The 17,657-nt window shown below is 71.4% G+C and carries 15 protein-coding genes; 6 read left to right on the top strand and 9 right to left on the bottom strand.

Going from position 1 to position 17,657, the window contains the following annotated elements:
- Positions 1-38 precede the first annotated feature (38 nt).
- Entirely contained in the window at positions 39-536 is a 498-nt protein-coding gene (gene tamR / locus ACZ6AA_RS20755; RefSeq protein ID WP_030359481.1) for a MarR family transcriptional regulator TamR, read from the top strand.
- Here the strand turns inward: tamR and ACZ6AA_RS20750 are convergent.
- Complete coding sequence (locus tag ACZ6AA_RS20750) at positions 495-1,271, bottom strand: response regulator transcription factor (protein WP_030359480.1); 777 nt, start codon at positions 1,269-1,271, stop codon at positions 495-497. The genes tamR and ACZ6AA_RS20750 overlap by 42 nt on opposite strands.
- 274 nt (positions 1,272-1,545) lie before the next feature.
- Here ACZ6AA_RS20750 and ACZ6AA_RS20745 point away from each other — a divergent pair, with 274 nt between their 5' ends.
- A complete protein-coding gene (locus tag ACZ6AA_RS20745) occupies positions 1,546-1,989 on the top strand; it encodes a GNAT family N-acetyltransferase (RefSeq protein WP_468482534.1) in 444 nt (147 codons plus the stop codon).
- Between the two features lie 221 nt (positions 1,990-2,210).
- Here ACZ6AA_RS20745 and ACZ6AA_RS20740 read toward each other — a convergent pair whose 3' ends face one another.
- Positions 2,211-2,489 carry a hypothetical protein gene (locus tag ACZ6AA_RS20740; RefSeq protein ID WP_468459917.1) on the bottom strand — a complete coding sequence of 93 codons (279 nt, stop codon included), beginning with the start codon at positions 2,487-2,489 and terminating at the stop codon, positions 2,211-2,213.
- A 74-nt stretch (positions 2,490-2,563) separates the two neighbouring features.
- Positions 2,564-4,252: a sodium:solute symporter family protein gene (locus ACZ6AA_RS20735; protein ID WP_468482535.1), complete on the bottom strand. Its 1,689-nt coding sequence runs from the start codon at positions 4,250-4,252 to the stop codon at positions 2,564-2,566.
- Positions 4,253-4,499: 247 nt separating this feature from the next.
- On the opposite strand from ACZ6AA_RS20735, the gene galT reads away from it, so the two are divergent.
- The 4 genes from galT to ACZ6AA_RS20715 all read left to right on the top strand — a co-directional run bounded on the left by galT (position 4,500) and on the right by ACZ6AA_RS20715 (position 8,314).
- Positions 4,500-5,576 carry a galactose-1-phosphate uridylyltransferase gene (gene galT, locus ACZ6AA_RS20730; protein WP_471459351.1) on the top strand — a complete coding sequence of 359 codons (1,077 nt, stop codon included), beginning with the start codon at positions 4,500-4,502 and terminating at the stop codon, positions 5,574-5,576.
- Positions 5,576-6,547, top strand: a complete 972-nt coding sequence (galE, locus tag ACZ6AA_RS20725) for a UDP-glucose 4-epimerase GalE (RefSeq protein ID WP_471459349.1) — start codon at positions 5,576-5,578, stop codon at positions 6,545-6,547. Before galT ends, galE begins: the two co-directional genes overlap by 1 nt.
- Positions 6,548-6,554: 7 nt before the next feature.
- Positions 6,555-7,718: a galactokinase gene (gene galK / locus ACZ6AA_RS20720; protein ID WP_471459347.1), complete on the top strand. Its 1,164-nt coding sequence runs from the start codon at positions 6,555-6,557 to the stop codon at positions 7,716-7,718.
- Between the two features lie 122 nt (positions 7,719-7,840).
- Positions 7,841-8,314 carry a carboxymuconolactone decarboxylase family protein gene (locus ACZ6AA_RS20715; protein ID WP_468459926.1) on the top strand — a complete coding sequence of 158 codons (474 nt, stop codon included), beginning with the start codon at positions 7,841-7,843 and terminating at the stop codon, positions 8,312-8,314.
- On the opposite strand, the gene ACZ6AA_RS20710 is transcribed toward ACZ6AA_RS20715, so the two are convergent.
- The 6 genes from ACZ6AA_RS20710 to rsmA form a co-directional block, all read right to left on the bottom strand.
- Positions 8,311-9,036: a helix-turn-helix transcriptional regulator gene (locus ACZ6AA_RS20710; protein WP_468459928.1), complete on the bottom strand. Its 726-nt coding sequence runs from the start codon at positions 9,034-9,036 to the stop codon at positions 8,311-8,313. The two genes, ACZ6AA_RS20715 and ACZ6AA_RS20710, sit on opposite strands and share 4 nt — an antisense overlap.
- 293 nt (positions 9,037-9,329) lie before the next feature.
- Entirely contained in the window at positions 9,330-11,264 is a 1,935-nt protein-coding gene (locus ACZ6AA_RS20705) for an outer membrane protein assembly factor BamB family protein (protein ID WP_468459930.1), read from the bottom strand.
- A gap of 49 nt (positions 11,265-11,313) precedes the next feature.
- A complete protein-coding gene (locus tag ACZ6AA_RS20700; protein WP_468459932.1) occupies positions 11,314-13,086 on the bottom strand; it encodes an outer membrane protein assembly factor BamB family protein in 1,773 nt (590 codons plus the stop codon).
- A 146-nt stretch (positions 13,087-13,232) separates the two neighbouring features.
- On the bottom strand, positions 13,233-15,050 hold the full coding sequence (locus tag ACZ6AA_RS20695) for an ABC-F family ATP-binding cassette domain-containing protein (RefSeq protein ID WP_468482541.1): 1,818 nt from the start codon (positions 15,048-15,050) through the stop codon (positions 13,233-13,235).
- 98 nt (positions 15,051-15,148) lie between these two features.
- Positions 15,149-16,096 carry a 4-(cytidine 5'-diphospho)-2-C-methyl-D-erythritol kinase gene (locus ACZ6AA_RS20690; RefSeq protein WP_471459344.1) on the bottom strand — a complete coding sequence of 316 codons (948 nt, stop codon included), beginning with the start codon at positions 16,094-16,096 and terminating at the stop codon, positions 15,149-15,151.
- A 114-nt stretch (positions 16,097-16,210) separates the two neighbouring features.
- On the bottom strand, positions 16,211-17,125 hold the full coding sequence (rsmA, locus tag ACZ6AA_RS20685; RefSeq protein ID WP_468459938.1) for a 16S rRNA (adenine(1518)-N(6)/adenine(1519)-N(6))-dimethyltransferase RsmA: 915 nt from the start codon (positions 17,123-17,125) through the stop codon (positions 16,211-16,213).
- Between the last annotated feature and the right edge of the window lie 532 nt (positions 17,126-17,657).

The raw sequence follows: 17,657 nt of genomic DNA, 5'->3' as shown, positions 1-17,657 counted from the left end.
AGAGACTTCATGTCGAGGGACCCCCTACACTGATCGTCATGGAGGACGAGGTCGACCGGCTGGTCGCTGCATGGCGTCGGGAGCGCCCTGACCTCGACGTGGAACCGCTCGAGGTGCTGAGCCGCGTGAGCAGGCTGGCGCGCCACCTCGATCGCGCGCGTCGGCTGGCGTTCTCCGAGCACGAGCTGGAGCCCTGGGAGTTCGACGTGCTGACGTCGCTGCGGCGCGCGGGCGCGCCGTATCAGCTCTCGCCGGGCCAGCTCCTCACCCAGACCCTGGTCACGTCCGGCACGATGACCAACCGCATCGACAGGCTCACGAAGAAGGGCCTGGTGGAGCGGCTGCCGGATCCCAGCGACCGGCGCGGCGTCCTGGTGCGGCTCACCGACGAGGGCCGCGACCGGGCCGACCAGGCCCTCGCGGGCCTGCTCGACCAGGAGCGGGCGATCCTCGGTGAGCTCTCACGCGCCCAGCGCGGTGAACTGGCGGCGTTGCTACGCCAGTTGACCGCCCCGTTCGACAACGTCCCCGGCTAGGTCGGCGGGGCCGACCCCGGCCCGGCGGGCCAGGGCGACGGCGGCGAGCGTGGAGTGCACGCCCAGCTTGCCGAGGACGTTCTGCATATGGGTGCGGACGGTGTGCGGCGACAGGAAGAGCCGCTCGGCGACGGCCTTGCGGCCGAGCCCCGCGACCATGCACCGCAGCACTTCGCGCTCGCGCGGGGTGAGGGACTCCACGAGCCGCTCGCTCTCCGTACGATGCTTGCGCGCCGCCGTCAGTTCGCGCAGGACGCCCGTGAGCAGCGCGGGCGGCAGATGTGTCTCGTCGCGCAGCACGCCCCGGATGACCGTGAGCAGCCGCGACAGCGAGCAGTCCTTCGCCACCCAGCCGGACGCCCCGGCGCCGAGGGCGAGGGCCGCGCGGCGCGGGTCGTCCTTCTCCGCGAGCACGACCGTGCGCACGGCGGGCTGGCCCGAACGCACGCCCGCCACCAGCGAGATGCCGTCCACGAGCCCGTCGGCCTGGCCGTCGTGCACCGGCACGGCGGGGCGGGCGCCCTGCAGCGCCGAGGCGGAGCTGCCCAGGTCGGCGTCCACGAGCAGAACGTCGTATCTGCGGCCCTCCGCGGCCGCGCGGTCCAGGCAGCGCAGGGCCGCGGGGCCGCTGCCCGCGGCGGACACCTCCACGTCGGGCTCCGCGGCGAGCGCCGCGGCCAGCGACTCGGCGAAGATACGGTGGTCGTCGACGACCAGGACTCGGATTCGAACCACGGAAACCCCCTTCCCCAAGCTCCTGAACGGAGCAGGGGATACCCCAACGTCGGAGAGCGACCGGAACAGGCGCGGCGCCCGGAGTGGGGACGCCGCAGCCGCACGGCCGCCGCCGTGCCGTGACTGCCACCCCCACGCCGGGCGTCGCACCCGACTGTCTCGCCCCCTGATCGGCGCCGGCCCCCACCGGCGCTGCCCTTCAGAGTACGGACGGGGGCCCCGAGCGGAAGCGGATTTGCAGAACTGATTGGCCAGCGCGTTTATGGTGGGCCGTATGTTTCGTATTGAGACAGGAGTCGACAAAGAACGTCTTCGTCTGCTTCGGGGGCGGCTGCGGGACTCCAACCGGGATGCCTCCGCTGCGCTTCGCGCCCTCCAGGGCACGCCCGACGAGCGGGAAGAGCCGGTCGGTGTCTGGGCGTTGGACGACCGGGGTGAGCTGGTCGGGGGGCTCTCGGGGTACACGTGGGGGCGGTGGCTGCATGTGGGTCTGCTGTGGGTCGCCGAGGACGCGCGGGGGGCGGGGCTCGGGGGGCGGCTGCTCGCCGATGCCGAGCGGCTCGCCGTCGTGGAGCGCGGTTGCCTCAACTCCCGCCTGGAGACCTGGGACTTCCAGGCTCCCGCCTTCTACCGCGGGCAGGGCTACGAAGTCGTCGCCGTCATCCCCGACTACCCCGAGGGCCACAAGGAGTTCACGCTGACGAAGCGCCTCGCCTGACCTTCGCGGGGCGCCCCAGTCCCACCCCTTTCCCGAAACTGGGGGCTCCGCCCCAGACCCCGCTCCTCAAACGCCGGAGGGGCTACATATGTCGCCGGTGCGGCAAGGTTTCAGCCCGTCCGGCGTTTGAGGACGAGGCGCGAAGCGCCGATCAGCGGGGGTCCAGGGGGCGGCAGCCCCCGGTTTCGGAGAAGGGGCGGGACTGGGGCGCCCCGCGAGGCCTACGCCTCGCCCTCCGGCCCCGGCGCCGCAGCCGGCCGCAGCCACAGCCACGCCAGGAAGAACAGGCCGAGGGCGAGCATGCCGAGGCCGGTCCAGAGGTTGATGTTGATGCCCTCCGCCTTGTCGAGGTCGGCGTCGGACACGGTGACCCCGGCGATGGTGACGATGACGCCATAGACGACGAACAGCCCACCGATGATGCGCCGGATGTCGAAGAGACGCGCGGCCGTAGCGGACTTCCGCTCCAGCTCGGAGACTTCCTTATGCAGGTCGGACATGATTCCTCAGGATGTGAGTGGGGTCGGGACGCGAGGAGGAGAGGGGAGGAGAGCGGAAGGGCAAGGGGTCGCGTTCAGAACGAGAACGGGACGTAGCACGCGGCGGCCAGCACCACAGCCCCCCACCCCAGCAACGCGGGCCTGCGATACCAGGCATCGTCCCCCGCCTCGACCACGTCGTCCTCGGCGCCCGGCGACACGGTCCCGTACACGAGCCCGGCCAGCTCGGCCTCCGGCTTGGGCGCGGTGAAGAGGGTGACGCCGACCATGACGACCGCACCGGCGACGAAGCCGACGATGGCGGAGACGAAATTGGCGCCCTGGTCGGTGGGGATGTCGATGACGCCCTGCTTGTAGATCCAGAAGTAGTTGACCATCGCCGCGGTGGTCCCGGCGAACAGCCCCCAGACGCCGGACTTCATGGAGGCCCGCTTCCAGAACATGCCGATGATGAAGACGACGAACATCGGGACGTTGAAGAAGGAGAAGAGGGTCTGGAGGTAGCTCATGATGTTCGAGAAGGACGAGGCGATGAAGGCGGTGCCGATGGAGGCGAAGACGCCGATCGCGGTGATGAGCCGCCCGAACTTCAGGTAGTAGCCGTCCTCACGGCCCTTGACGACGTACTTGGCCCAGATGTCGTACGTGAAGACGGTGTTGAAGGACGAGACGTTGGCGGCCATGCCCGCCATGAAGGCGGCGAGGAGCCCGGTGACGGCGATGCCGAGCACGCCGTTGGGCAGCAACTCCTGCATCAGGTACGGGATCGCGTCGTTGTAGGTGAGGTCGGAGCCCTTGGTGCCGATCTGCGGCACGAGGACGGCGGCGACCAGGCCGGGGATCATCACCAGGAAGACGATGAAGATCTTGGGGAAGGCGGCGATCAGCGGGGTGCGCTGGGCGGCGGAGAGGTTCTTCGCGGAGAGGGCGCGCTGCACCTCGGCGAAGTTCGTCGTCCAGTAGCCGAAGGAGAGCACGAAGCCGAGGCCGAGGACGATGGTGAGCCAGTTGGCGCCGAGCGGGTTGGCGTCGCCGATGCCGGTGCCGCCCCAGGCGGTCATGAAGTTTTCGCCGTGCTGCTTCTCGATGGAGCCGGTGAGCCCGTCCCAGCCGCCGACCTTCTTCATGCCGATGACGCAGATCGGGATGAGCGCGGCGAGGATGACGAAGAACTGGAGCACTTCGTTGTAGATCGCCGAGGACAGGCCGCCGATGGTGATGTACGCGAGCACGAAGAACCCGGCGACGACGATGGCGACCCACTGCGGCCAGCCGAGCAGGGCCTCGACGACGATCGCGAGGGCGTAGAGGTTGACGCCCGCGATGAGCACGGCGGCGAAGGCGAAGAGCGCCGAGCTGAGCACGTGGGCGGACTTGTCGAAGCGCTGGAGCAGGAACTCGGGGACCGAGCGGACCTTGCTGCGGTAGTAGAAGGGCATCATGACCAGGCCGAGGAAGACCATGGCCGGGATGGCGCCGATCCAGTACCAGTGGACGACCGCGACGCCGTACTGCGCGCCCGTGGCCGCCATGCCGAGGATCTCGGTGGCGCCGAGGTTGGCGGCGACGAAGGCGAGGCCGGTGACCCAGGCGGGCAGGGAGCGTCCGGAGAGGAAGAAGTCGAGGCTGGTCTTCACGGAGCGCCGGGCGGCGAATCCGATGCCGAGGACGACCACGAAGTAGATCGCCAGGATCGCGTAGTCCAGCCCGTTGGTGGGCAGCCGAAGCCCTTCGGCGAGGGTGATGTGCGCAGGGGACTGCATGTGAACTCGCTTCGTCGCGCGAACTGATCAGACCGGAACCTACGCCTCGACCTTCAGTAAGTGAACAGTTCTGTTGATGTTCTTTGTTTGATTGTGATCGAGTCCATGATCGTTTCTCGCCGTGGATCATCGGGCGAGCTGGGCGAGGGGGCGACGCTCCGACAAGCACCGCAGGCATTGACGAGCTTGTTGGCTTGTGGTTTGTTGTGTTCGGTTCTGTTGGCGGGCGGTGTAAGGAGCCCCGAACGTGAAGAAGACCTCGACTCGTCTCGCCGACGGTCGTGAGCTCATCTACTACGACGTGCGCGACGACGCCGTCCGCACGGCGGTCGACAGCAGGCCCCTGGACCCCGTCGCCACCACCTCCGAGGTCCGCCGCGACCCCCTCCTCGGCGACAGCGTCGCCATCGCCTCGCACCGCCAGGGCCGCACCTACCACCCCCCGGCCGACGAGTGCCCCCTGTGCCCCTCCACCGGCGGCCGCCGCACCGAGGTCCCCGACTCCTCGTACGACGTCGTGGTCTTCGAGAACCGCTTCCCCTCCCTCGCGGGCGACGCGGGCCGCTGCGAGGTCGTCTGCTTCACCCCCGACCACACCGCGTCCTTCGCCGACCTCACCGAGGAGCAGGCCGCGCTGGTCCTGGACGCCTGGACGGACCGCACCGCCGAGCTGTCGCACCTGCCGTCCGTCGCGCAGGTCTTCTGCTTCGAGAACCGGGGCGCCGAGATCGGCGTGACCCTCGGCCACCCGCACGGGCAGATCTACGCCTACCCCTTCGTCACCCCGCGCACGGCCCTGATGCTGCGCTCCCTGGCCGACCACCACGCGGCCACCGAAGGACGCAACCTCTTCGACGACGTCCTCGCCGAGGAGCGCGCCAGTGAGCGCGTCGTCCTGGACGCCGAGCACTGGGTGGCCTTCGTGCCGTACGCCGCGCACTGGCCCTACGAGGTGCACCTCTACCCCAAGCGCCGCGTGCCCGACCTGCTCGGCCTCGACGAAGCGGCTCGCACAGAGTTTCCCCAGGTGTACCTGGAACTGTTGCGGCGCTTCGACCGGATCTTCGGCGCGGGCGAGCGCGAGGGCGGCGCCGAGCCGCCGACGCCGTACATCGCGGCCTGGCACCAGGCGCCGTTCACGGCGCTGACGGAGTACGAGGGCGTCAACAGGGACGACTTCGCGCTCCACCTCGAGCTTTTCACCATTCGCCGCACTTCGGGCAAGCTGAAGTTCCTCGCGGGTTCCGAATCCGGCATGAGTGTGTTCATCAACGATGTGCCGCCGGAGGCCGCGGCCCAGCGACTGCGAGAGGTAGCGAGTTGATGAGTGGGAAGTACCTGGTCACGGGTGGCGCCGGCTATGTCGGCAGTGTCGTCGCCCAGCATCTGATCGAGGCCGGGCACGAGGTGACGGTCCTCGACAACCTCTCCACCGGCTTCCGCGAGGGCGTGCCCGCGGGCGCGACGTTCATCGAGGGCGACATCCGTGACGCCGCCAAGTGGCTGCACGTCGACGGCGGGGCCCCGTACGACGCGGTGCTGCACTTCGCCGCCTTCTCGCAGGTCGGCGAGTCCGTGGTGAAGCCCGAGAAGTACTGGGACAACAACGTCGGCGGCACCATGGCGCTGCTCTCCGCGATGCGCGAGGCGGGCGTGCGCAAGCTGGTGTTCTCCTCGACGGCGGCGACGTACGGCGAACCCGTGAGCACCCCCATCACCGAGACCGACCCGACCGCCCCCACCTCCCCCTACGGCGCCTCCAAGCTCGCCGTCGACCACATGATCACCGGTGAGGCGGCGGCGCACGGACTCGGTGCCGTGTCCCTTCGGTACTTCAACGTGGCGGGTGCGTACGGCAGTTGCGGCGAGCGGCACGACCCCGAGTCGCACCTCATCCCGCTCGTCCTCCAGGTCGCCCAGGGCAGGCGCGAGGCCATCTCGGTCTTCGGCGACGACTACCCGACGCCGGACGGCACCTGCGTGCGCGACTACATCCACGTCGCCGACCTCGCCGACGCCCATCTGCTCGCCCTGGACGCCGCGACGCCCGGCGAGCATCTGATCTGCAACCTGGGCAACGGCAACGGCTTCTCCGTGCGCGAGGTCATCGAGACCGCCCGCCAGGTCACCGGCCACCCGATCCCCGAGGTCGTCGCGGGCCGCCGCGGCGGCGACCCGGCGGTCCTCGTGGCCTCCGCCGCCACCGCCCGTGAGCGGCTCGGCTGGAACCCGTCCCGCGCGGACCTCGCGGGCATCGTCGCCGACGCCTGGGCCTTCGCCCAGCAGAGGGGGTAACCCGCAGATGTCCGCCGTCACGAAGCCGACCGCCGAACTCATCGACGCCTTCAGGGCGTTGTACGGCCACGAGCCCGCCGGGGTGTGGGCGGCACCGGGCCGCGTCAACCTCATCGGCGAGTACACGGACTTCAACGAAGGCTTCGTGATGCCCCTCGCGCTGCCGCACACCGCGGTCGCCGCGGTGGCCCGGCGTGACGACGGGGTCCTGCGCCTGCACTCCGCGGACATCGGGGGCCCCGTCGTCGAGCTGGCCGTGGACTCCCTGACGCCGCTGTCCGACGGGGGCTGGGCCGCGTACCCGGCGGGTGTCGTCTGGGCGCTGCGGGACGCGGGCCACGCGGTCGGCGGCGCGGACCTGCACCTGGCGTCCACCGTCCCGACCGGCGCGGGCCTGTCCTCCTCCGCCGCCCTGGAGGTGGTCACCGCCCTCGCCCTGAACGACCTCTACGAACTGGACCTGACCCGCCGCGAGTTGGCCCTGCTCGCCCAGCGCGCCGAGAACGCCTTCGTCGGCGTGCCCTGCGGCGTCATGGACCAGATGGCGGCCGCGGCCTGCGAGCCCGGGCACGCCCTGCACCTGGACTGCCGCGACCTGTCCGTGCGCCACGTCCCCTTCGACCTGACCGCGCACGGCCTGACGCTCCTGGTCGTCGACACCCGCGTCAAGCACGCCCTCGGCGACGGGGCGTACGCGGAGCGGCGGGCCGGATGCGAGGCGGGCGCGCGGGCCCTTGGCGTCTCCCACCTCCGCGACGTCCCGTACGCCGAACTCCCCACCGCCCTCGGCCGGTTGAACGACGAGAAGGTGCGCCGCTACGTCCGGCACGTCGTCTCCGACGACCACCGCGTCGAGCGGGTCATCGCCCTCCTCGACGCCGGCGACGTGCGCGGCATCGGCCCCGTCCTCACCGAGGGCCACGCCTCGCTCCGGGACGACCTGCGCATCTCCTGCCCGGAGCTGGACCTCGTGGTGGAGACGGCGGTCGCGGCCGGGGCGCTCGGGGCCCGGATGACCGGGGGCGGCTTCGGCGGCTCCGCGGTCGTCCTGGCCGAGGCGGCGGACGCGGAGTCCCTCGCGAAGTCGGTCCAGGAGGCGTTCGCGGCGGCCGGTCACGCGGAGCCGCGCGTCTTCCCCGCGGTGGCGTCGGCGGGGGCGCACCGCCTGTAGGACCACCGGAGGGAGGGCTCACCGGACTGCTGCGACGCAGGTCACACCCGTCCATGTCACATGGCCCCGCCCCACCTCCGTCCTAGGTGTGCAAGCCCATGACAACGGCAGAGGAGCACGCCATGGAAGCCCGTCTGAACATGTTCGCGAACCCGACCGCGATGAAGTTCTGGAAGCACATCATCGCGGCGAACAAGGTCCTCGCCGAGTCGACGGTCCCCGCCGCGACCCTCGAACTGGTGAAGATCCGCGCCAGCCAGATCAACGGCTGCGGCGGCTGCCTCGACATGCACACCAAGGACGCGGCGGCCGCCGGCGAGACCTCGCTCCGCCTGAACCTGATCGCCGCCTGGCGCGAGGCCAAGGTCTTCACCGACGCCGAGCGCGCCGCCCTGGAGCTGACGGAACAGGGCACCCGCATCGCGGACGCCGCGGGCGGAGTCACGGACGAGGCCTGGGCGAACGCCGCCAAGCACTACGACGAGGAGCAACTCGCCGCACTGGTGGGCCAGATCGCCCTCATCAACACCTTCAACCGGGGAAACGTCATCACCCAACAGCCCGCGGGCGACTACGTCCCGGGCCAGTACGCCTAACGTTTCAGCCCGTCGTGGGGCTCCCCGCCCCCGGCGGGCTCCCCCTCCCCACCCCCACTCCGCTCGGCCCGATCGAGCAGCCCCGTCCGCGCGGCGAGCGCGGCCGCCTCAAGCCGGGACCCGACCCCGAGCTTCATCAGCACCCGCTGCACATGGGTCCGTGCCGTACTGGGCGCGATCCCCATCCCGGCGGCGATGAGCCGCGTGTCCTCCCCGTCGGCGACCCGCACAAGCACCTCCACCTCACGCGGAGTGAGCATCTGAAGGAGCCGCTGCCCCTCGTCGTCGGGCTGGGCGGCGGGATTGAGCAGCTCGCTGAAGGCGCCTTGGAGCAATTGGGGCGCGACGGCGGCCTCCCCGGCGCGCGCCTTCATGATGGCGCGCTCGACTCCTTCGATGCGCTCGTCATGACGTACGTATCCGGACGCGCCGGAGGCGAAGGCCGCGGCGATGCCCCGGGGCGACGGAACGGGCCCGAGCACCACCACGGCGACCTGCGGCCGCTCCCGCTTGATCCGCACCACCGGGTCGAACATGCCCGGCTCCGCCGGTGTGGCCGTGCCGAGCAGGCACACCTCCGGCGCCCGACTGATCACCAGCTCCGCCGCCCCGGCGGCGGGCGCCGCCGCGGCGAGCACCCGGTGCCCGCGCAGCTTCAGCGCCGAGGCGAGTGCCTCGGCGAGCAATCGGTGGTCGTCGACCACCATGAGCCGCACACCCACAGCGCAACCCCCCAAAGTCCCCCACGGATTCCCCCAATGATCCCCCCACGGATCGGGGGCCCCGGCCCTCCATCCCCCGGAAGCTACACGCTTGTTCGACATTGCGCTGCCCCTACCGTGCAGAAGCGGCCCGGAATGCCTCAATCAAGGCCGTTCAGAAGCATGGACACGGCGGCCTCCCGGTATGCGCACAGCGGGTCCAGCACGCGAGTACGGAGCGTGAACCCGGGCAACGCGAAACGGCCCCGCACTCGTTCGGGCGAGCGCGGGGCCGGGTGACGCTTCGGGAGCGGCTACTGGGTGGTGAAGCCCAGCGCGATGAACTCCTTGTCGTCCTTGGAGTACGGCTTGCTGATCAGCTTCTTGCCGAAGAACAAGTTGCCGCCGGTGTAGAGGAGTTCGTTGGACTTCGGGACCATGCCGCTGATGGCGCGGCTGACGGACTCGGTCGCGGGCGTCTGCAGGAGCGTGGTCTCCTTCATCGACTTGCCGTCGAGCGAGACGACCTTGGCGCCCTTGTTGTAGCCGCCGCCCTTGTACGCGAGGAGGTTGCCGCCGTCCATGCGGATCGGGAACATCTCGCCGTCGTCGCCCGCGTCGGCGCGGTCACCGGTCGTCTTGCCGGTGGCCAGCGAGAACGCGATGATCTCGTTGGTGAAGCCGTAGTCGGAGCCGCCCGCGTCGTGCTGGCGCGTGGGCACGTACAGCTTGTCGTTGCCGACGACGATGGCGCTGCAGCTCGCCCACTTGTTGACCTCGCAGTCGTGCGAGTACTTGCCGTCCTCCAGCTTGATGCGGGCGCGCAGCTTGCCCGCGTTGCTGAGCGAGAACACGTCCGTGGCGCCGCTCGCCGTGATCTCCTCGGTGTCCTGGCCGAAGACGATCGGGTTGGTCGAGATGATCTTGGCGTTGTCGACGCCGGCGGTCAGCGGATAGCTCCACTTGTCCTTGCCGGTCTTCGGGTCGAGGAGCTGGATCTTCAGCTTCTCGTCGCCGTAGCCACCGCACTTGCGGACCGCGACGAGCTGGTCGCCGCCCGCGTAACCGGCGTCCTTGCACTCGTCGCCGATCTTCGGCTTCCACAGCAGCTTGCCGGACAGGCTCCAGGCGGCACCGGTGCCGCCGGTGCCCGCGCCCGCGGCGACGGTGTCGCCGGAGATGGCGATCTCCTCGAACTCCACGGGCGAGCCGCTGCCGGAGACGCTCTCCGTCCACAGCTTCTTGCCGGACTTCAGGTCGACCGCGGAGACCTGGCTGCAGTCGGGGTACTTGTTCGCCTTGGTGGACTTGGCGTCCTTGTAGACGACCGCGGCGATGCCCTCGTCGGTGACCTCCTTGGAGACCGCGCAGGTCTCACCGGCCAGCGGGATCGTCCACTTCTGCTTGCCGGAGGCGGGGTCGTAGGCGATGAGGGCGTGGTCCTTGTCCTTGCCCGTGTAGCCGCTCTTGACGTACGTGTCGTCGGTGAGCCAGGAGCCCGCGACGCTCCACACGCTGTCCTTGGGCACCTCGGGCGCCGGGACCTGGAAGCCGACCTTGGCGCTGGTGTTCCCCGGGACCTTCTCCTTGGCGGGGCCACCGGCGGCGGGCGGTCCGTCGGAGCCGCCCTTCTTGCCCTTGCCGCCCTTGCCGTCGCCGCCGTCGGCGCTGTTCTTCTTGTCGTCGTCCTTCTTCGAACCGGCGTAGATGACACCGCCGCCGACGATCAGGCCGATGGCCGCGACGGCCGCGACGATGATCAGCATCTGCTTGTTGGGCTTCTTGCCGCCACCGCCGCCGCCCGGCTGGGGCTGCATCGGCATGGTCGGCGGCTGCGGGAAGCCGTAGCCCTGCTGCGGGGCGGGCTGGCCGGGCTGGCCCGGGTAGCCGTAGCCGGGGGGCTGCTGGCCCACGGCCGGGAAGGCCGCCTGCGTCGGCTGGGCGTAGGAGGGCGGCGGGGTGCCGGGCGCGGCGGGCGGCGGGGTGCCGGGGGCTCCCGGCGCCTGCGGGTAGCCGTAGTTCGGCTGGCCCGGCTGGCCCTGCGGGGGCGGCGGAGGCGTCTGCGGGGCCGCGGGCGGGGCGGCAGGGGCCGCGGGCGGCGGGGTCTGCGGGGGCTGCGGCGCCTGCGGGTAGCCGTAACCGGGCTGCTGGGGCGGCTGGGGAGCGCCGAACCCTCCGGGCGGGGGGTCCTGGGGGGCGCCGAACCCACCCTGCGGCGGCTGGTTGGGAGGCTGGGGCGGCTGTGTCATGACGTCTTTCCTTGGGGGGACGGAAGGGGTGACTGAGCGGTGGGGAGGGTCACTTGCCGTAGGCCAGCATCAGCTTCTCGCGGCCTTGAGCGGTGCCGGAGAGCCGGGTGGTGGAGAGGTAGAAGCGCCCGTCCACGTAGTCGACCGCCTTCGAGTAGAAGCCGTTCTCGATCTTCGACGTCCCCGCCGGGTTCTGCAGCAGTGTCTTCGGTGTGTGCGAGCCGCTGGTCCCGATGGACACGACGCGACCGCCGGAGTCGTACGACGGCTCGACGTACGCCACCAGGTCGCCGCCCTGGGTCTTCATCGGCACCATCGAGGTGGCCAGCGGGGACTTCGTCCGCCAGGCCTCCTTGCCGCTGGCCAGGCTGATCGCGACGATCTGGTTGGCGCCGGACGTCTTCTTGGTCGGCAGGTAGAGGTACTTGTCGTCGGCGACGGCGCCGGAGCAGGCCTGCAGGTCACCGCCGAGGCCGCCCCAGCCGCACTCGGGCGCGAAGTCCTCGTTCACCTGGACCTCGGAGCGGGTGGCGGAGCTGCCGGACTTCAGCGTGGTGATGTTCCACTGCTTCTTGTCCTCGTTGGTGGCGTAGAGGACGGTGGGGCTGGTGGAGTAGACGTGCTCCAGGCGCCAGCCCTTGGGGAACTTCTTCGTCCACTGGATCTTGCCAGTCTTGGGGTCGAGCTCCACGACCTCGTCGTGCTCGGTGGGCGTGCTCGCCCCGCACGAGAACTTCATCAGCATGCGGTCGCCGCCGGTGAACCCGGCCGGGAAGCAGGTGCCCTCGTCCTTCTTCTCCGCGTCGAACAGCTTGTCGCCGTCGCTGACGCTGTAGGCGGTGCCGGACTGGGAGCGGCCGACCATCAGCGTGTCGCCGGTGATGCTCAGCTCCAGGCCGACGGTGGAGTCGAAGAGACCTTTCTCCGTGGTCTGCTTCTGCCAGCCCTTCTTGCCCGTCTTCAGGTCGATGACCTGAAGCTGGTCGCACTCGGCGGTCCGCTTCATCCCGGCCTTGTACGCGACGACGATCTTGCCGTCGTCGCTGACCTGCGGCGTTGCCGCGCAGATCTCCTGCGGCAGCTTGATCGCGTCCCAGGCGGGCTTGCCGGAGTCGACGTGGTAGGCGAGCAGTTCCCGGTACGCGGCCTTGACCGCGATGCCGTCCTCGACCCACATGCCGGGGGCGTCGGCGCCCTTGCCGGGGGCCTTGGGGGCCTCCTTGTACCAGAGGACCTTGGCCTCGCCGGACTGGCGGCCCTCGTTGAGGTTCTCCTTGCCCTCGTGGCCGTCGCCGCTGCCGTCGCCCGGGTTGGCCGGGGCGGAGGACTTGGGGTTCTTGTTCTTCGACTCGGACTTCTTCTTGTCGTCGCCGCCGGAGAGCGCGAAGACGGCGCCGCCCGCGACCAGGAGGGCAGCCACGGCCGCCCCGATGATCACGGCGGTCTTGCCCTTGAAGGGCCCCTTGCCGCCGCTCGGGGGCGGGGTGCCCGGGGCGCCGGTGGGCGTCTGCTGCGGGTAGCCGTAGCCCGGCTGCTGGCCGTAGGGGCCCGGCTGGCCGGGCTGGGTGGGCTGCCCGTAGGGGCCGGGCTGCTGGCCGTAGGGACCGGGCTGGCCGGGCTGGGTGGGCTGGCCGTAGGGGCCCGCCTGCCCCGGCTGCGTGGGCTGGCCGTACGGTCCTGGCTGCTGCGGATAGCCGTAGGGGCCTGCCTGGCCGGGCTGCTGCTGGGGGTACCCATAGCCGGGCTGCGGGGTCGCGCCCTGCTGTGGATCCTGTGGAGCTCCGAAGCCGCCATGGGGCGGCTGGTTGGGCGGCTGAGTCATCAGCGCTTCCCCCTTCACTGATTTTTCGGCACGCCAAGTGGTGCTCAGGCTGCCCTTTCTATCACTCCGATCCGGCCATCGACGGGGCCGGTCCTGCCCCTGTTCCCAAGGGAGGACCGGCCTGTAATGCGTCTGTTACGGGAAACTCACGCATCCTCCGCGAGTTCCAGCCAACGCATCTCCAACTCCTCGCGCTCGCCGACAAGTTCGCGTAGCTCCGCGTCCCATTTCGCCACCTTTTCAAAGTCTGTGGCGTTATCGGCGATCTGCGCGTGCAGCTTGGTCTCCTTTTCGGAAATCTTGTCCAGCTGCCGTTCGATCTTCTGGAGTTCCTTCTTCGCGGCGCGCGCGTCGGCGGCCGACACGGCCTTCGTCCCGCCCGGGGCAGCGGCGGCGGGCGCCGGGGCGACCGAGGCCGCCGCGGCCTCCGCCATCCGGTTCCTGCGCTCCAGGTACTCGTCGATGCCGCGCGGCAGCATCCGCATCGTCGCGTCACCCATGAGAGCGAACACCCGGTCCGTGGTGCGCTCGACGAAGAACCGGTCGTGGGAGATCACCACCATCGAGCCGGGCCACCCGTCGAGCACGTCCTCCAGCTGCGTCAGCGTCTCGATGTCGAGGTCGTTGGTGGGCTCGTCGAGGAAGAGGACGTTCGGCTCGTCCATGAGCAGGCGCAGCAGCTGCAGCCTGCGCCGCTCACCGCCGGACAGGTCGCCGACGGGCGTCCACTGCTTCTCCTTGCTGAACCCGAACGTCTCGCACAGCTGGCCCGCGGTCATCTCCCGGCCCTTGCCGAGGTCGACCCGCTCCCGCACCTGCTGCACGGCCTCAAGGACCCGGAGCGTCGGCTTCAGCTCGGCGACCTCCTGCGACAGATAGGCCAGCTTGACCGTCTTGCCGACCACGACCCGGCCCGCGGCGGGCTGCGTCTCACCGGCCGTCCGGGCCGCCTCGGCCATGGCGCGCAGCAGCGAGGTCTTGCCCGCGCCGTTCACGCCCACCAGGCCGATGCGGTCGCCGGGGCCGAGCTGCCAGGTCAGATGCTTCAGGAGCAGCTTGGGCCCGGCCTGGACGCTCACGTCCTCCAGGTCGAAGACGGTCTTGCCGAGCCGGGTGGTGGCGAACTTCATCAGCTCGCTGGTGTCGCGGGGCGGCGGCACGTCCTTGATCAGCTCGTTGGCCGCCTCCACCCGGAACCGGGGCTTGGACGTGCGGGCCGGGGCGCCGCGCCGCAGCCACGCCAGCTCCTTGCGGACCAGGTTCTGCCGCTTGGTCTCCTCGGTGGCGGCGATGCGCTCGCGCTCGGCGCGCGCGAACACGTAGTCGGAGTACCCGCCCTCGTACTCGTAGACCGTGCCCTTCTGCACGTCCCACATCCGTGTGCACACCTGGTCCAGGAACCACCGGTCGTGCGTGACGCACACCAGCGCCGAGCGGCGCTCGCGCAGATGCCGGGCGAGCCAGGAGATGCCTTCCACGTCGAGGTGGTTGGTCGGCTCGTCGAGGACGATCAGGTCCTGCTCGGCGATCAGGAGCTGCGCGAGCGCGATGCGCCGCCGCTCGCCGCCGGACAGCGGGCCGATGACGGTGTCGAGCCCCTGCGGGAACCCGGGCAGGTCGAGCCCGCCGAACAGGCCCGTGAGCACGTCCCGGATCTTCGCGTTGCCCGCCCACTCGTGGTCGGCGAGGTCGCCGATGACCTCGTGCCGCACGGTGGCCGCCGGGTCGAGCGAGTCGTGCTGCGTGAGCACCCCGATCCGCAGCCCGCCGCTGTGCGTGACGCGTCCGGTGTCGGCCTCCTCCAGCTTGGCGAGCATGCGGATGAGGGTCGTCTTCCCGTCACCGTTGCGCCCGACCACGCCGATCCTGTCCCCCTCGGACACACCGAGCGAGACACCGTCGAGCAGCGCGCGGGTGCCGTACACCTTGCTGACTGCCTCGACATTGACCAGGTTGACGGCCATTTCTCTCCTGACGACGGAATGCGATCGATCGTCCAGCGTAGTCGGGCCCCGGGGTCTTCGGCGGCGGGTGCCCGCTGGGCGGGACGTACGCGGCCGTCCTAGGCGCGCGGCTCGATCACCGTCGCGCCCGGGGCGGGCGACCGCGCCACCCGGGCGGCCCGGCAGGTGCCCGAGGCGAGCAGGGCCCCGGCCACGCGCTCCGCCGCCTCCTCGTCCTTGACGAGGAAGGCCGTGGTGGGCCCGGAGCCGGAGACGATCGCGGCGAGGGCGCCCGCGGCCGTGCCCGTCCTCAGGGTGTCGGCGAGCGACGGGAAGAGGGAGAGGGCAGCGGCCTGGAGGTCGTTGGCGAGGGTGCCCGCGAGGGTGGTGGCGTCGCCGGTGCGCAGGGCCGCGAGCAGGGGCTCGGACGCCTCGGGGGCGGGGGCCTCCGGCGTGAGGCGGTCGAACTCGCGGTACACCGCCGGGGTGGAGAGGCCGCCGTCGGCGACGGCGAACACCCAGTGGAAGGTGCCGCCGACGGGCAGCTCGGTCAGCTTCTCGCCCCGCCCGGTGCCGAGGGCGGCGCCGCCGACCAGGCCGAACGGCACGTCGCTGCCCAACTCGGCGCAGATGTCGAGGAGTTCGGCCCGGGACGCCCCGGCCCCCCACAGCGCGTCGCACGCCAGCAGGGCGGCCGCGGCGTCCGCGCTGCCGCCCGCCATGCCGCCCGCGACGGGGATGTCCTTGGCGATGTGGAGGTGCACGTCGGCCCGGCGGCCGTACCGCGCGGCCAGCGCCTCCGCCGCGCGCGCCGCCAGGTTCGTCCGGTCCAGGGGGACCTGGTCCGCGCCCGGACCCTCACAGGTCACCCGCAGCTCGTCCGCCGGGGTCACCGTGACCTCGTCGTACAGGCCGACGGCCAGGAAGACGTTCGCGAGGTCGTGGAACCCGTCGGGGCGCGCGGCGCCGACGGCGAGCTGGACGTTGACCTTGGCGGGGACGCGGACGGTGATGCCGCGGGGGGCGGTGGTGCCGGGGGGCGTGGTGGTGCCGGGGGGCGTGGTCACTGGCGGGGGTCCTTGTTTCCCTTGCGCTGGGTGGTGGTTTCGGGCGGTGCTCGGCGGGCGCTCGCGGCGGGCTGGCCGTCGGGGCCCGTTGCCGCTGGGCTGGTCGGCGGTGGGCTAGTCGGCGGTGGACCCGTCGCCGGTGGGCTCGGCCTTGATCTCCGCGGTGGCCCCCGCCTTGTTCTCCGCGATCCTCGCGAACTCCTCCACCGTCAGGGACTCGCCGCGCGCCTGCGGCGAGACGCCCGCCGCCACCAGCGCCGCCTCGGCCGCCGCGGCGGAGCCCGCCCAGCCCGCGAGGGCCGCGCGCAGCGTCTTCCTGCGCTGGGCGAAGGCCGCGTCGACGACGGCGAACACCTCCCGCTTGGACGCGGTGGTCTTCAGGGGCTCGGCGCGGCGCACCAGCGACACCAGGCCCGAGTCGACGTTCGGGGCGGGCCAGAAGACATTGCGGCCGATGGCGCCCGCGCGCTTGACCTCGGCGTACCAGTTCGCCTTCACCGACGGGACGCCGTAGACCTTCGAGCCGGGGTCGGCGGCGAGGCGGTCGGCGACCTCCGCCTGCACCATCACCAGCGTGCGCTCGATGCTGGGGAAGGTGTCGAGCATGTGCAGCAGGACCGGTACGGCGACGTTGTACGGGAGGTTCGCGACCAGGGCGGTCGGGGCGGGCCCCGGGAGCTCGCGCACCAGCATGGCGTCGCTGTGGACCAGGTCGAAGGAGGCCGCCTTCTGCGGGATGCGGGCCTCGACCGTCGCCGGGAGGGCCGCGGCGAGCACGTCGTCGATCTCCACGGCGGTCACGTGGGACGCGGTCTCCAGGAGGGCCAGGGTCAGCGAGCCGAGGCCCGGGCCGACCTCGACGACGACGTCGTCCGGGCCGACGTCCGCGGTGCGGACGATACGGCGGACCGTGTTCGCGTCGATGACGAAGTTCTGGCCGCGCTGCTTGGTCGGGCGTACGCCGAGGGTCGCGGCGAGGTCGCGGATGTCGGCGGGGCCGAGGAGGGGGCCTTGCTCGGTGGTGCTCACCGCCCCAGGGTAGCCCTGGGTCCGCCGCTCACCTGCTCGTGCGGTTGCCCCGGGGGCGCGCCGCCCCCGGCCCCGCCGGCCGGTCGGCCCGCGCCCCCCCTCGGCCCGCGCCCGCCGCCGGGCCGTTCGGCCCGGCCGCCCCGACTATGGGGCTCCGCCCCTGTCCCCCGCTGTCGGCGCTCCGCGCCTCGTCCTCAAACGCCGGACGGGCTGAAACACCCACCGTCGGCCGCAGCCTGCCCGTCCCCGAACGCCGGACAGAACGGAACCCCGCCCGCCACCGCACCCCTGCCCGTGCCCAAGTGCCGGACAGGCCGGAATCCCGACCGTTGGGCTCGCTCGGAGCCCCCTCCTCCCCCACCCACCCCAGCGACGCCGAACAGCCGGACGCGGCACCGGGAGCACGGGGTGGCTGGGGGTGTGGTGCCGGGGAGTCTGGTGCCGGCCCGAAGCCTGGCGGTTCCAGTCATGGGTGGGCGGGTGGGAGGCATCCGCCGCGGAGCGGCGGGGAGGGGCTGGTTGCGCCAGTCGC

The organism is Streptomyces sp. NPDC040610, assembly GCF_055594065.1.
This window is presented reverse-complemented; position numbering and strand designations above follow the sequence as displayed.